The organism is Pseudomonas sp. NLJ1, from assembly GCF_049486705.1.
Classification (GTDB): domain Bacteria; phylum Pseudomonadota; class Gammaproteobacteria; order Pseudomonadales; family Pseudomonadaceae; genus Aquipseudomonas; species Aquipseudomonas inefficax.
Genome location: NZ_CP137735.1, coordinates 5,557,971 through 5,571,866, shown reverse-complemented (window position 1 = coordinate 5,571,866; position 13,896 = coordinate 5,557,971). Strand labels below are relative to the sequence as shown.

13 protein-coding genes and 1 riboswitch are annotated in these 13,896 nt (G+C 62.8%); of the genes, 6 read left to right on the top strand and 7 right to left on the bottom strand.

Going from position 1 to position 13,896, the window contains the following annotated elements:
- Positions 1-9: 9 nt before the first annotated feature.
- On the bottom strand, positions 10-477 hold the full coding sequence (locus R9B85_RS25095) for a sterol desaturase family protein (protein ID WP_112254015.1): 468 nt from the start codon (positions 475-477) through the stop codon (positions 10-12).
- A 397-nt stretch (positions 478-874) separates the two neighbouring features.
- Here R9B85_RS25095 and R9B85_RS25090 point away from each other — a divergent pair, with 397 nt between their 5' ends.
- Together R9B85_RS25090 and R9B85_RS25085 are read left to right on the top strand one after the other, a co-directional pair.
- Positions 875-1,588, top strand: coding sequence for an MgtC/SapB family protein (locus tag R9B85_RS25090; RefSeq protein ID WP_423770694.1), 714 nt, complete (start codon positions 875-877; stop codon positions 1,586-1,588).
- A 17-nt stretch (positions 1,589-1,605) separates the two neighbouring features.
- A complete protein-coding gene (locus tag R9B85_RS25085; RefSeq protein ID WP_423770693.1) occupies positions 1,606-2,115 on the top strand; it encodes a GNAT family N-acetyltransferase in 510 nt (169 codons plus the stop codon).
- 31 nt (positions 2,116-2,146) lie between these two features.
- Here the strand turns inward: R9B85_RS25085 and R9B85_RS25080 are convergent, their stop codons facing one another.
- Positions 2,147-3,715, bottom strand: coding sequence for a sensor domain-containing diguanylate cyclase (locus R9B85_RS25080; RefSeq protein ID WP_112254012.1), 1,569 nt, complete (start codon positions 3,713-3,715; stop codon positions 2,147-2,149).
- 152 nt (positions 3,716-3,867) lie between these two features.
- On the opposite strand from R9B85_RS25080, the gene R9B85_RS25075 reads away from it, so the two are divergent.
- Together R9B85_RS25075 and R9B85_RS25070 are read left to right on the top strand one after the other, a co-directional pair.
- Entirely contained in the window at positions 3,868-4,368 is a 501-nt protein-coding gene (locus tag R9B85_RS25075) for a DUF4142 domain-containing protein (protein WP_085692579.1), read from the top strand.
- An 8-nt stretch (positions 4,369-4,376) separates the two neighbouring features.
- Positions 4,377-4,628 (top strand): hypothetical protein, encoded by a 252-nt coding sequence (locus R9B85_RS25070; RefSeq protein ID WP_112254011.1) that lies wholly within the window; start codon positions 4,377-4,379, stop codon positions 4,626-4,628.
- Between the two features lie 107 nt (positions 4,629-4,735).
- Here R9B85_RS25070 and R9B85_RS25065 read toward each other — a convergent pair whose 3' ends face one another.
- From R9B85_RS25065 to R9B85_RS25045, 5 genes are all read right to left on the bottom strand, one after another.
- Complete coding sequence (locus tag R9B85_RS25065) at positions 4,736-4,906, bottom strand: DUF6021 family protein (protein WP_220087594.1); 171 nt, start codon at positions 4,904-4,906, stop codon at positions 4,736-4,738.
- A gap of 55 nt (positions 4,907-4,961) precedes the next feature.
- Positions 4,962-5,948 (bottom strand): DNA-binding protein, encoded by a 987-nt coding sequence (locus R9B85_RS25060; protein WP_423770692.1) that lies wholly within the window; start codon positions 5,946-5,948, stop codon positions 4,962-4,964.
- Between the two features lie 228 nt (positions 5,949-6,176).
- Positions 6,177-7,418: a cytosine deaminase gene (gene codA, locus R9B85_RS25055; RefSeq protein WP_112254009.1), complete on the bottom strand. Its 1,242-nt coding sequence runs from the start codon at positions 7,416-7,418 to the stop codon at positions 6,177-6,179.
- Between the two features lie 297 nt (positions 7,419-7,715).
- The gene (tenA, locus tag R9B85_RS25050; RefSeq protein ID WP_112254008.1) at positions 7,716-8,378 is read right to left on the bottom strand and encodes a thiaminase II; all 663 of its coding nucleotides are present in this window, start codon (positions 8,376-8,378) and stop codon (positions 7,716-7,718) included.
- Complete coding sequence (locus R9B85_RS25045) at positions 8,375-9,022, bottom strand: TenA family protein (RefSeq protein ID WP_112254024.1); 648 nt, start codon at positions 9,020-9,022, stop codon at positions 8,375-8,377. Before R9B85_RS25045 ends, tenA begins: the two co-directional genes overlap by 4 nt.
- 78 nt (positions 9,023-9,100) lie before the next feature.
- Positions 9,101-9,215, bottom strand: a riboswitch (TPP riboswitch).
- A gap of 242 nt (positions 9,216-9,457) precedes the next feature.
- On the opposite strand from R9B85_RS25045, the gene R9B85_RS25040 reads away from it, so the two are divergent.
- Positions 9,458-12,850 carry an Ig-like domain-containing protein gene (locus R9B85_RS25040; protein WP_423770691.1) on the top strand — a complete coding sequence of 1,131 codons (3,393 nt, stop codon included), beginning with the start codon at positions 9,458-9,460 and terminating at the stop codon, positions 12,848-12,850.
- 57 nt (positions 12,851-12,907) lie between these two features.
- Positions 12,908-13,891: an SCO family protein gene (locus tag R9B85_RS25035; protein ID WP_112254006.1), complete on the top strand. Its 984-nt coding sequence runs from the start codon at positions 12,908-12,910 to the stop codon at positions 13,889-13,891.
- Positions 13,892-13,896 lie beyond the last annotated feature (5 nt).

The window sequence follows — 13,896 nt, the reverse complement described above, 5'->3', positions numbered from 1 at the left end:
AAGTCCCTGTCACGACTGGCTGCGCTTACGCTTCAACTGCTGCTTCAACACCTTCAACGGCGGTGCATAGAAAAACCCGAACGACACACTCCCCGTACGCCCTTTCACCGCATGGTGCAACCGGTGCGCGCGGTGCAGGCGCTTGAGGTAGCGGTTGACCGGCCGTGGCTTGCGTGGCCAGTGCCGGTGAAAGAACCCATCATGGGCCACGATATACAGCACGCCATACCCCGCCACCCCGCCGCCCACCCACTGCAAGGGCGCATGACCACCCTTGCCCAGGGCCACCAGCACCGTAGCGATCAGCCCCAGGGCCACCAAGTACAGGTCATTGGTTTCGAGCATGCCCAATTGCGGCTCATGGTGCGAGCGATGCAGCCACCAGCCCCAGCCATGCATGATGTACTTGTGAGCCAGCGTGCCAACGCCCTCCATGGCCACCAGGGTGCCGAACAGTACGGCGAGATTGAACAGCATGGAACGGTCCGGGGGATGGCAAGGGAAGGCGCAAGGGTACCGATTGCCCGCGTTTTTTTCCATGCAGGCGTGACCGGTTGCAGGCCCGGTGCGGATGAACCCATTGTCATGTTTTCACCCTTGACCTGGCCTGCGACGGGGCGTAAGGTCCGCGACGCAATTTTGCATCCCTGAACAGGAGCCCTGCATTGGACAGTAGCCCCAGTCGCATGCGACAGGCCCACGTGGCGCGCTAGTCAGGTAGTGTCCTGCACTGTCTGGCCGGCCTGGCAAGACGGTGGTTTCTTGTAACCCTCCTTTTCTTCCTTCCCCTCCATGGTCCTGCGCATTTTCTGGTTTTTCAACCACGCCAGCTGATGGCGTTCATGCGGGCGCGTGCCCGTGGAAGAGGTTTGCTATGGATTGGAAAGTATTTCTGCTGCGCGTCAGCATCGCTTTGCTGCTAGGGGCGCTGAGTGGCGCCGAGCGTCAATTGCGCCAGCGCTTGACCGGGCTGCGCACCAATGCACTGGTTAGCACCGGTGCCTCCCTGTTCGTGCTGATGACCCAAGCGGTGCCGGGCATGGCGCCGACCGACGCATCGCGTGTCGCCGCGTATGTGGTGTCGGGCATCGGTTTTCTCGGTGGCGGCGTGATCATGCGCGACGGGTTCAACGTGCGTGGCCTGAACACCGCCGCCACTCTGTGGTGCACGGCCGCGGTCGGCGTATTGTGCAGCCTTGGGCTGCTGCTGGAAGCGACGCTGGGTAGCCTGGCGGTGCTGTGCGCCAATATCCTGTTGCGCGATATTGCCCAGCGCCTGGACCGCCAGGACGTGGTGCCGGCCAGCGAGGTAGAGCAGCATTTCGAGGTGCGCATCGTCTGCCGCGCCGAGGACGAGATCCAGGTCCGCAGCCTGATGTTGCAAAGCCTGGGCGACCCGCAGCTGAGGCTGCAGTCACTGCACAGCGAAGACCTGGCGAACCCCGCACGCCTGGAAGTGCGCGCCGAACTGCTGGGCACCGCGCAGGCGCCAGCGCAACTGGAGCAGTTGGTCAGCCGGGTCAGCCTGGAGAAAGGTGTAAGCTCGGTGCGCTGGCAATTGCAGCCGCAGGTACTGGCTACAGACTAGAACGAAAGGACTTCTTCATGCGCATTCGCCCTACCCTCGATCAAGACATTCAATGGCTACCGGGCGTCGAACGCTCGGCTGCGCAGGCCTTTGCCGCCTGGCCGGCACTGGCCTGGCTGGCGCAGGGTGACGTGATGGATTGCGAGGCACACCGGGCGTTTGTCGACGCAGGCGGTAGCTGGGTGGTCGAAGACCTGGATGGGTGCATTCTGGGGTTTGCCTGTGCCCGGCTCGAGGCTCAGGCGCTGCACCTTCATGAAGTTTCGGTACGCCTGGAGGCCCAGGGGCAAGGTGTAGGGCGCAAGCTGCTGCTGCAGGTGGCCGATGCGGCGCGCCAGGCGGGGGCGCGGGAGCTGACCTTGACCACCTTTGCCGATGTGCCGTGGAATGCGCCGTTCTATGCGCGGTTGGGGTTCGAGGTGATTGATGAGGGGCTGCTGGATGCTCGCTTGCAGCAGATTCTGGCCGGCGAGCGTGCCCATGGGCTTGAGGGCCGTTGTGCGATGCGCCTTGGTGTAGATAACTAGACCCCGGGGCCGGTACAGGCAACCCGGGCTTTCATTCATTTACACCCACTACCGAACTTTCTGCCAGGCAATACCCATCCCGCCCCTGGCGCTTGGCCTGGTACAGCGCCGCATCCGCCGCGGCCATCAGGCGCTCGGCCGTCACCCCCTCTCGCGCCAGGTCACCCACAGCAATCCCCGCACTGAACGACACCCGGCCAAGTGGGCTGCCCACATGCTCCAGCAGCTGCCGGCGCAACAGCTGTTGCACCTCCTGCACCAGCAGCTCCGCCCCGCGAGCATCGGTATCGGGCAGCAGCAGTGTGAACTCCTCGCCACCATAGCGCACAGCCAGGTCGGCCGGCCGCTTCAGCGCCTGCTGCAGCACCTCGGCAAAGCGCCGCAGGCACTGGTCGCCCGCGGGGTGCCCATAACGGTCGTTGTAGGCCTTGAAGTAATCCAGGTCGAGCATCACCAGCGCCAGCGGATAGCCCTTGCGTCGTGCCCTGCGCAGCTCCGACTCGAACACTGCATCCAGCCGTCGGCGGTTACCCAGGCCGGTCAGGCTGTCGGTCAGTGCCAGAGCCTTCAGGGTCTGATGTGCCTGGTGCAGCGCCCGCTCGATGACAATACGCTCGCGCAACTGGCGCAACACCACGCCACCAAAGGCCGCCAGCCCCACCAGCAACAGCAGCAATACCGCCACCGACTTGATCGCATCGTGCCGCCACGGCGCGACGATCGACTCCCGCGACAAGCCCGCTTCCACCACCAACGGGTAGCTGGCCAGCGCTCGATAGCCATACAGCCGTGGTGTGCCGTCCACCACGGCGACCGCTTCGGCCACCCCTTCGCTTGCATGCGGCAGGTGAAGGCGGAAAATTTCACTGCTGCTCAGGCTGCGGCCCACCACCTGCTCGACGAACGGCCGCCGTACCAGGATGGTGCCGTCGCGCTTGGCCAGTACCAATGCGCCGCGTTCGTCGATCTTGAAGTCCCCGTAGTAGCGCACGAACCACTCCACCTTGATGGTGCCCAGCAACACCCCGGCGAAGCTGCCATCGGCATATTGCAGGCGCCGTGAAATGGGGATGATCAGGTCGCCAGTGGAACGGCTGCGCACCACCGAGCCGATGTGTATCCCGCGGTTGGGATGGTCGCGGTGGTAGATGAAGTAGTCGCGGTCGGCATTGTTGGCATTGGGCGGGACTACCTCCTGGTCAGTCACGATCCAGCTGCCATCCGGACCATACACGAACAACCCGTGCAGCTGCGGCATGATGCTTTTCTGCTGCACCAGCAAGGTATGCAGGCGCGGCCGGTCGATATGCTCGAAGCCGTCGCCTTCCAGGCGCTCGGCCAGCGCCGCGGTAATGGCGTCGACCTGGCGGATGGCGTCTTCGGCATGCTGCGCCGTGGCCCGGGCCAGGTTGGTGACCATGTTCTCGGCATTGGTGAAGGCGTGCCGGTAATCGCGCCAGATACGCCAGCCTTCCACCACGACGAAGGCCAGCATCACCACCAGCATGAACGCCAGTACCAGGCGGAAAAGCGCCACGGCGCGGCCCTCGCCGGTTAGCGCGAAGAGCCCGTCTTCATCCTGTTTCCTGGCTGCACACATTGAAATCCCTAGCCATACCGCGTTCGCCGCCTTTCACTATAGTTGAGCACCATCTGCACGCAGCCGGCCAGGAAAAAGATTAAACCTTTGCCCCCCGTTCACCCTCAACCGTACGCGACACTGAGGTCGCGCCACGGTTTAAGGAGTGAAGCATGAGCAGTCTCTTCATCAAGCGCGTCGGTTTTTCCATGGTATTGGGCTTGGCATCGGTACACGCGATGGCGGCAAGTTCCGATGACTTCGTCGAAGCGGCCACCGAGGCCGGTATTGCCGAAGTGGTAACCGGCAAGCTGGCTCTGGAAAAAACTCAGAATGCCGAAATCAAGACCTTCGCCCAGCAGATGGTCACCGACCACACGCAAGCCAACCAGAAGCTTGGCGACATCGCTCGCAAGCTCGACATTTCCGTACCTGACGAAGCGGCCATAACCGACAAGGTCAAGAAAATGATCCTGGAATGGCGGGAGGAGTCGTTTGACAAGTCCTACGTCAACAACCAGGTCGACGCTCACGAAAAGGCGGTGGAGCTGTTCAAGAAGGAAGCGGCATCGTCCGACAAGGCTGAACTGAAGGCCTTCGCCAGTGAAACCCTGCCCAAGCTCGAACAGCATCTGGAGCATGCCAAGGCGCTTCAGGCCAAACACGGCAAGTGAGGCCCGCCATGAGTAACGATGCATTGAAAGCCGAAGTGCTGACTCGCCTGCTGCACGCACACCCCCAAGGGCTGGGCAAGGAGGTGCTGGACAACTACCGGGGCGAGAAAGCCGTTGCCGGCATGCTGAAAACGCTGCAGGAGGCCGGTTTGATCCAGGATGGCAGCGTGGCGGTTGGCAGCGACCACCAGATCAGCGTGAACTATCCGATCAAACTCTCGGCTGCGGGCGTGGAGGCAGCCAGGCAGGCAGAGCCCTGAGTCGTGTGAGCGGGGCTTGCCTGGCCAAGGGCTCGAGCCAGCCTGCCCCGAGCAATGCCGTCTTGATCGCAGGGGCCGCTGCGCGGCCCTTTGCGACAATGCCAACTTCATGGGTGTTTTTCGACGTCCCGCGGTGGCTTGGCAGGCCCTTGCGGGTCGACTTGTGGATCTTCCACATCGGGTGAATCGGGATCGAAACCCAAGTCCTCGCTTCTGTTCGCCTGCTCGGACGAATGAGGCCCTTGGGGATGTTTGCCTGGCTGTTCTGGTTCGGGCATGAGGCTATCTCCGGTGAGTGTCTAGGGAAGAAACCACCGGCGGTGAAAAGTTTGATTAATCTGCATTCACAGCTAGCCGAGCGCGGCATTCAACCAACGCTTGATCACGCTCCTTCAGTTGTTCCTCGAGCCGCTGGAGTTGCCGAGCCTGTTCCGCGCACAATTCGCGCCTGGTCTCCAGGCTCTGTACCTGCATATCCAGCTGCCGGCGCATTTCCTCGCTGGCACCCTGCGCCTGGGCCAGGATCGTGCGCAAGCCCTGAATCTGCGCATCACGCTGCTCCAGCAATTCATCCTGCGCCCTGCAGGCGCTGGCGGCCTGGCGATGTTCACCCAGCAAGCGCTCGTTGTCGCGGTGCAGGCGGGTCAGCTCGTCCTGTTTGACGATCATGCCCTGCTGCAGTTGACGCACCTCCACCTGCACTTGTTGCAGCTGCGCTTCGTGGCGGCGCTGTTCCTGCTCACGTTGTTCGCGGCTGGCGTTGCGGTAGTGCTCCAGCGCATCGCGGGCATGACGGTGCTTGTCTTCCAGTGACTTGACCTGCTCGTCCTTGTCGGCCAGGCGCACCTGCATCTCGCCCAGCGACTGGTTGAGGCTGGCACTGCGCAGCTGTTCGGCCTGCAGGGTGCTTTGGGTGGAAAGCAGTTTTTCCGATTCGGCGGCCAGTGCGGCCACATCGATCTGATGCTGTTGATGCGCCGCAGCCAGTGCCTGCTGGGCAATGGCCAGTTGTGACTCCAGTTGTTCGCGCTGCCGAGTGAAGGCGCTTTCGGCCTGCTCGATCTTCAGGTCGGCCTCGTCCTGCAACTGGGTGGCCAGTTGCCCGACCATTCGGCTAAGCACGTCGCTCAGCGCAATGCCGCCCTCGGAGGCCACAGGCTGCTGGCCGTTCAACTCTTTCAGGTAGCGGTGAATCGTGGTCTTGGAGCCGGTGTTACCCAGCTCGATACGTATCGCATCGATGCTGGGGTTTTCGCCCCGGGCAATCAGCGCCTGACGCGCCTGCTGCACTACAACCTTGTTTATACCGCCCCGGGCCATGCTTGCTCCTACGATTTTGTACCGTGTTATGTACCATGTAATTACATACCAATTATGGCGACAAGCAATTGCCCGTGCAAACATTTCCTATGGTAGAATAATCACGGCTTATCGCATGTGAGTGGGTCATGGAGGCTGTGCAAGGGGATAAAACAGTACGCCAGACAGCAAAGCGCCCCGCTCGGCTTCAAGCCGGCGGGGCGCTGCAAAACGCTGTCGCAGCTAGCGTCAGGTGTAGTGTTCAACCCTGGCAGGTGTTCTACGCATCAGCACCTTGCCACTGCGTACCGACACCAGCGCATGCCCCTGGCTGCGCACCATCTCGTAATCGTCTGGCGCGGACAGCAGCAACAGGTTCGCCGGGCGCCCCACCTCGATGCCGTAGCGCTCGCCCAGGTTCAGGGTGCGGGCGCTGTTGTCGGTGATCAGGTCCAGGCAGCGCTGCAGGTCTTCGTAGCCAAGCATGTGACAGATGTGCAGGCCGGCCTCGAGAACACGCAGGATGTTGCCGTTGCCCAGCGGGTACCAAGGGTCGACGATGGAATCCTGGCCAAAGCACACGTTCATACCAGCCCGGTCGAGCTCGGCCACGCGGGTGACGCCGCGGCGTTTCGGGTAGTTGTCGAAACGCCCTTGCAGGTGAATGCTCTCGGTCGGGCAGGACACGAAATTGATACCCGACTGCTTGAGCAGGCGAAACAGCTTGTAGCAGTAGGCATTGTCGTACGAGCCCATGGCCACGGTATGGCTGGCTGTTACCCGGGGGCCCATGCCGCGCACCCGCGCCTCTTCGGCCAACACTTCGAGAAAGCGCGACTGCGGGTCGTCGGTCTCGTCGCAATGCACATCCACCAGGCAGCCGGTACGCTCGGCCAGGTCCATCAGGAACTTCACCGACGACACACCCTGGTCGCGAGTGTTCTCGAAATGCGGGATGCCACCTACCACATCGGCACCGATGGCCACCGCCTCGGTCATCAGCGCCCGGCCGTTCGCGTACGATTCGATACCCTCCTGGGGAAAGGCGACGATCTGCAGGTCCAGCAGGTGGCGCACTTCGTCACGCACTTCGGCCATGGCCTTGAGCGCGGTCAGGGTGGGGTCGGTGACATCGACATGGGTGCGCACGTGCTGGATGCCATGCTCCACCAGCATGCCGATGGTCTTTTTCGCGCGGTTCTTGATGTCGTCGTGGGTGGTGATCGCCTTGCGCTCGGCCCAGCACTCGATCCCTTCGAACAGGGTGCCACTCATGTTCCACCGCGGCTCGCCGGCGGTCAGCGTGGCGTCCAGGTGAATGTGCGGTTCGATAAACGGCGCTACCACCAGGTTCTGCCCCGCGTCCAGATCATCGGCAGCGCGCACTGCCACCCCTTCTGCCTGGGGCAGAACGGCGGCGATGCGTTCGCCGCTGAGCTCGATGCGGAACAGGCCAGGCTTGCCGCGCAGGCGTGCGTTGATGATGTTCATGATGCGTCTCCCTGGGCTTTGCGAGTGGCCCTACCAGCATAGTGGCCCAAGCCTTGTGGTATTTGCTACCGGCCCTATCGCCGGCAAGCCAGCTCCCACGTTTTGCGCAGGCCTCAGGGCTGTGGTTTACCTGTGGGAGCGGCTTTAGCCGCGAAGAGTCCAACGCGGTGCATGGCACCGGCTGCGCCGGTGTTCGCGGCTAAAGCCGCTCCCACAGGGTCCCTGCTAATTCAATGAGTTATGTGCAGTTCTATGAGAGCTGGCTTGCCGGCGATAGGGCCGATGCAGGGCAGCAAATCAGGCTCCGTCCAACCCCATCTGCCAGAAATCCGCCTCCAGGCTGGACGCCTGGCCGAAAATCCCCACCAGCTCGGCGAACCGCTGCTCGGTCATGCTTCGTGCCGCCAGTTCATCCAGGTGCTTGCGCGCCGCCGCTGCAACACCTTGGTAGCCCTCCCCGGCATATTCGCCGATCCATTCGCGGTACGGGTGATTGCTCAAATCGCCGATGCGCTCGGCCAGGGTTCGGCCGATCTCGGCATAGCCGATCACGCACGGCGCCAACGCCACATGCAACTCCAGCAGGTCACCCGCTGCACCGCAGTCCAGCACATAGCGGGTATAGGCAACCGTGGCCTGGTGTTCAGGCGCGGCCTCGATATCGGCCTGGGTCAGGCCCCAGCGTGCACACAGCCGCAAGTGCAGCTCGGTTTCATCCAGAATCGCCGCCAGCCCGGCCTGTGCGGCGCGGATGTCGGCCGGGCGACGGCTCTTGTAGGCGGCCAGCGCCCAGGCGCGGGCGAACTGGATGAGGAACAGGTAATCCTGTACCAGATAGGTACGGAAGGCGGCTTCGCTCAGCGTACCCTCGCCCATCTGGCGCACGAATTCGTGGTCGACGTAGCTGTTCCATTGCCGCGTGGCGGCAGCCTTGAGGCGGTCGAAGATATCCATGCTCATTTGTCCTCCGGGTAGACGGCATCGAAGAAGGCAAGCTCCAGTGCCACGGTGCGCTGGTAGAAGTCCCCCGCCAGCGCGGCATCCTGTGGGCCGACGCGGTCGAGTTCGGCTTGCAGGAAGGCAACGAAGTCCTGGAATGCCGGGTTGTCGTGCAGGGTGATCCATTCGGCGTGGACGAAGTTGTCCGGCGTCGGTTTTGGCGCCTTCAGCGCCCAGTCCAGATACAGGCCTTCGGCGACGTTGAGCACCGCCAGCGCTGCTGCATAGGACCGGGTGGCCGCCGCTTCGCGCATGATCGCCTTGAAACCGGCGGTCGGCACGGTGTCAGCCGGCTCGCTGCGTTGTGCAGTACTGACCCCAAGGGCCTCGAAGGCGCGCAGGAAGTAGGTGTTCTCGTCACTGCAGATCATCCCGGCAAAACGACCGAAGCGCAGGCGCGCCTCGAAGGTGTCGGCGGTGGCGATGGCTGCGCCCAGCAGGGTCAGGAAGCTGTCGAGGAAGCGGTGGTCCTGCACCAGGTAGTCAACCATGATCGGGTCCGGCAGGCTGCCGTCGCACAATTGGGTGACGAAGCGATGGCCAACGGCCGCCGACCAGGTCGGCTCGCTGCGGCGGCGCAGGGACTGGCTGAAACGTTCGGTCATGTTGCTGTCCTTGATGGGGGTGACAGCGAGACCGCGGTATTTGGCATGAACGGGCCTCGCAGTGAGGCCGGCAAAAAGGCAGGTTTCAAGTCCCATCCCTTCGCCGGCATGATCCGGATCAGGTTCGAAGGGTCACCGCGCTGCAGCATTTAGCGGTTTCTCAGCCCGTTGCCAGGCTCCCCTTGGTGGCGCTCAGGTATACCCCAGGGCGCCGCTGCTGTCACCACCCAATCTGTGGGCAATGGGGGACCCACTAGTGGGGACCTTCACCCGTTTTTGACGCTACGGTATTTAGCGCACATCAGGCGCCACAAGGATTTGTTTAGAAACACATTCCTCGTGTTTGGGTTGGCATACCCATTGCTCCAGCCCCAGAAACGGGCAAAAAGCCATTGATGGCCGCAAGCCATGCTGTCGCGAACGAGGCAAAAGGCAATGAAAACACCCGCCGTGATCCACCCTGCCAGGCACGCATTCCAGCTTTCCACCCTCACCACGTTGATGCTCGGCCTTGGGCTGGTCACGGCTACGGCAGCTCCACTTGACGACAACAGCATGCCACCGCCAACCGACCCGTCGGCCTACACCAACCAGCCGGCTGACCCGACCCAGGCCTTGCTGGACCTGTACAACATGCCAGAGGCAAATCGAGGCTCACTCGAACTGACTGATGGAGTGTACGGCGACCGCGACACGGTACGCGCAAACAACGTGCTGCCGCCGGCTCTGCAAACCGGGGAAAAATACCCCACCAACGGCAAACCGAGCCCGCTGTACGGGGCGCTGCCATTTACCCAGCAGTTACTGCTGTTCGAGGAGTTCGGCACGGAAAGACTCGACCCCACGCTGCCGCCGCCCGCTCTGACCTTCCCGGTGCCCACCTTGGGCGCGGCACCGGCGCAGGACCCTAACGTGGTGGCCCGCAGCGGCCCCAGCGGTACAGCCCTTGAAGCGTTCCTCAAACAGCCGGGCCTGTACCCGTTCCCGACCCAGTATTCCAACGTGCTCGACCGCAACCCCTGGAAAGCGCAGATCGAGATGTTCCTCAACCGCCAGCCGGTCGGTTCGCCTGCGGAAGGCCGGCCGCCAGGAAAAGGCTGGTCGCACCAGCGCTGGAACGAGTTCTATCCGCAGGCAGGGTTCAAGACTGCCCAGGCCGGTGCGCGCATCAATCTCGGCCTGCGTGACCGCAAGCAACTGCACAACTATGCGGTTGGCGAGTTTGCCCCGGGCGGCCTGTACTACCAGACCTCAGATATCCCGAACACGCTGGGCACCACCAAGGGCATCGACACCCGCTTCCACCCGAAAATGCCACTGCAAAACCACAAATCGCTATGGACCTTCGACGGGACCTTCCCACCCAAACTGCTGATGGCGCGCTATGGCCAACCGATCCTCATGCGCCATTACAACGCGCTGCCGATCGACCCCTCGGCCAACGCCGGGTTTGGCCTGCATACCCTTTCGACCCATGAGCACAACGGCCACTCCCCTGCCGAAAGCGATGGCTATGCAAACGCCTACTTCTTCCCGGGGCAGTACTACGATTACCGCTGGCCATTGCAACTGGCCGGCTATGACACCATCAATACCCGTGCCGAAGACCCACGTGCCGCGTTCCCTTGCTCGGCGGGCGAAACCTTGTTCGTCAATGATGCCAACCCCGGCCTGAAAACCTGCCAGAACGGCAGTATCAAGATCCGTGGAGACTGGCGCGAAACCATGAGCACCCACTGGTTCCACGACCACATGATGGATTTCACGGCGCAGAACGTCTACAAAGGCAACGCCGTGATGATGAACTACTACAGCGCCCTGGACCGTGGCAACGAGGCGCTGCAGGATGGCGTCAATCTGCGCTTCCCCAGCGGTTCGGGCATGCCGTGGGGCAACCGCGACTACGACGTCAACCTGGTGATCGCCGACAAGGCCTGGGATGCCAACGGCCAGCTGTGGTTCAACCCATTCAACACCGATGGCTTCCTCGGCGACCAGATCCTGGTCAACTGGCAGTACCGGCCCGTGCTCAAGGTACGCGCGCGCAGTTACCGGTTCCGTATTCTCAATGGCTCGGTGTCGCGCTACCTGAAGCTTGCCGTAGTGCGGGAAATTGCCGGCAACAGCGGCGAATTCAAAGGCCCGACCGGTTCCAACCTGTCGTATGCACGGGTGCCGTTCCACATGATCGCCAACGACGGCAACATCATGGAACACACCGTGCCGTTCGATGGGACGATGGACCTCAACGGTGATGGCAACCTGCAGGACAACAATGGCGTCTTGCCGTTGCAGGGCATCGCCGAGCGCTACGACATCATCATCAACTTCGCCAAGCATGGCATCAAGGTTGGCGACAAGCTGTACCTCGTCAACCTGGAGGAGCATCAGAGCGGCAAAGGCCCGGAAGGTGCCATTGCGCTGGCCGATGTGCTGTCGGAAAAATACAAGGCCGTGATCAAGCAGACCAGCAACGGGCCGGAGTGGGACAACGGCGACCCGGCGATCGGCAAATTCCTGCAGTTTGTGGTTCAACCCTACAGCGGCCAGGACCTGAGCATGGACCCGGTGGCCTATGAACCGGCCAAACCGGGCAAGGCCGAAGGCCTGAGAATGCTGCCGCTGCCAATTGACCGGAACTCGGCCACCGACCAGGCCAAGCTCAAGGATGCCCGCCATCGCGAGTTCATCTTCGGTCGCTCGGACGGTACCGACACCCAGCCCTGGACCATCAAGACCGACGGCGGCTTTGGCTACAGCATGGACCCACGGCGCATCAGCGCTGCGCCACAACTGGCCCAGCAGTCCACCGACGGCGGTTTCAGCGGCGACGGCACCCTGGAAGTATGGAAGATCATCAACGGTGGCAATGGCTGGAGCCACCCGGTGCATGTGCACTTCGAAGAAGGCGTGGTTCTCAGCCGCGATGGCAAGGCCCCGCCAGAATGGGAAAAGTGGGCGCGCAAGGACGTGTATCGCATCGGGCCGGATATCGACTCTTCGGAAGAAGTGGAAGTGGCGATCCGCTTCCGCGAGTTTGCCGGGACCTACATGGAACACTGCCACAACACCCAGCATGAAGACTCGTCGATGCTGCTGCGCTGGGACCTGGAGCACCCAGGCCAGTTCCAGGTTATGCCGACCCCGCTGCCAGGCTGGGATGGCGTGGAGTACGTGGCTTCGGTTGGCCTGCCGACCTTCCGCACCAACGACCACGATGACGACGACCCGGCCAACAAACCGCCGGTCGCAGCCAACGACACCGCAGCTACCACGGCCGGAAAGCAGATCACCTTGAACGTGCTGGCCAACGACACCGATCCCGAGAACAACCTGCCGTTGACCGTCGTCGGCCTCAGCCAGCCGGGCTCCGGCCAGGGCGCCACCAGTACCGACGGCACCACGGTCACCTACGTCCCGCCGGCCTCGGTAACCACAGCGTTCACCGCCAGCTTCAACTACTCGGCTCGTGATGCCAAGGGCGCTGAATCGGTTGCCCCGGCCACGGTCAGCATTGCGGTGAGCCCGGCAGTGGCGCTCGACCAGATCCAGGTCACCAGTGCCACGGTGCAGGTGCGCAGCGGCAACCGCTTCACCTGGGACATTTCGGGCACCACCACGGTGGCCACCGGCAACAGCATTACCGTGACTGCGGCAACCACCAGCGGCCCGCTGCTGCTGGGTACGGCGACGCTCAGTGCTACGACCAGCGGTGCCCGTTGGCGGTTGTCGACCACCACCACCGGCAGCGGCCCGGCCACACCGGCGACCGTGACCGTGAAATCGGCGCTGGGGCAGAGCGTGACGGCGCCTGTCAGCATCAGGTAACCGAAAAGCGGGGGCCGCTGTGCGGCCCCCAACCCCGTTATCGACGAGGACCGCTTCATGTCCGGTTCATGGCGCTTCCTGCTGGTGCTCTCGCTGTTCGCCGCCAGCATCCCGTTCTGGCCGTTGCAACCGCAGCACCCCGTGGCCGAGGAAGCTGCAACCCCCTGGGGGGCCGATTACTTCCCCAACATCCCCCTGCTCACCCAGGACGGTGAAAAGGTGCATTTCTTCGACGACCTGATCAAGGACAAAGTGGTTGCCATCAACTTCATCTTCACCGGCTGTTCCGACTCCTGCCCGGTGGAAACCGCCCGCCTGCGCCAGGTGCAGAAAATCCTCGGTGACCGGGTCGGCAAGGATATCTTCCTCTATTCCATCAGCATCGACCCCTACAACGACACCCCCGCCACCCTCAAGCGCTACGCCGAAAAGTTCGGTATCGGCCCCGGCTGGACGCTGCTCACCGGCGAGCCGGCCGATATCGAACAATTGCGCCGCAGCCTGGGCCTGTACATCGATGGACTGGAAAACGGCCGCTCCAAGGACCACAACCTGAGCCTGATCATCGGCAACCAGGCCACCGGCCGCTGGATGAAAGCATCGCCCTTCGAAAACCCGTACATCCTCGCCGACCGCCTGGGCAACAGCCTGCACAACTGGAAACAGGCCAGCGCCATGGCCAATGACTACGCTCAGGCTCCCAAGGTGCGCACCCCCAGCAGTGGCGAGCAGCTGTTCCGTACCCGCTGCTCGTCCTGCCACACCCTGGGCAACGCCGAGCCAGGGCAAGCCGGCATCGGTCCCGACCTGCTGGGCGTGACCCGCCAGCGTGATGCCAACTGGCTGACCCGCTGGCTGAAGGAGCCCGACCAGATGCTGGCACAGAAAGACCCGCTGGCCATGCTGCTGTACGAACAGTACAACCGCGTGGCCATGCCCAACATGCGCCTGGGCGATACCGAAGTCAGCGCGCTGATGAACTACATGGAGGAAGAAACCGCACGCCTGCAGACACCCCTGGCAGATAAGGGAAATCCTTAAAGGCA

Coding starts and splice junctions, on each gene's coding strand:
- R9B85_RS25095 (WP_112254015.1), bottom strand. CDS start 477: ATGCTGTTCAATCTCGCCGTACTGTTCGGCACCCTGGTGGCCATGGAG.
- R9B85_RS25090 (WP_423770694.1), top strand. CDS start 875: ATGGATTGGAAAGTATTTCTGCTGCGCGTCAGCATCGCTTTGCTGCTA.
- R9B85_RS25085 (WP_423770693.1), top strand. CDS start 1,606: ATGCGCATTCGCCCTACCCTCGATCAAGACATTCAATGGCTACCGGGC.
- R9B85_RS25080 (WP_112254012.1), bottom strand. CDS start 3,715: ATGTGTGCAGCCAGGAAACAGGATGAAGACGGGCTCTTCGCGCTAACC.
- R9B85_RS25075 (WP_085692579.1), top strand. CDS start 3,868: ATGAGCAGTCTCTTCATCAAGCGCGTCGGTTTTTCCATGGTATTGGGC.
- R9B85_RS25070 (WP_112254011.1), top strand. CDS start 4,377: ATGAGTAACGATGCATTGAAAGCCGAAGTGCTGACTCGCCTGCTGCAC.
- R9B85_RS25065 (WP_220087594.1), bottom strand. CDS start 4,906: ATGCCCGAACCAGAACAGCCAGGCAAACATCCCCAAGGGCCTCATTCG.
- R9B85_RS25060 (WP_423770692.1), bottom strand. CDS start 5,948: ATGGCCCGGGGCGGTATAAACAAGGTTGTAGTGCAGCAGGCGCGTCAG.
- codA (WP_112254009.1), bottom strand. CDS start 7,418: ATGAACATCATCAACGCACGCCTGCGCGGCAAGCCTGGCCTGTTCCGC.
- tenA (WP_112254008.1), bottom strand. CDS start 8,378: ATGAGCATGGATATCTTCGACCGCCTCAAGGCTGCCGCCACGCGGCAA.
- R9B85_RS25045 (WP_112254024.1), bottom strand. CDS start 9,022: ATGACCGAACGTTTCAGCCAGTCCCTGCGCCGCCGCAGCGAGCCGACC.
- R9B85_RS25040 (WP_423770691.1), top strand. CDS start 9,458: ATGAAAACACCCGCCGTGATCCACCCTGCCAGGCACGCATTCCAGCTT.
- R9B85_RS25035 (WP_112254006.1), top strand. CDS start 12,908: ATGTCCGGTTCATGGCGCTTCCTGCTGGTGCTCTCGCTGTTCGCCGCC.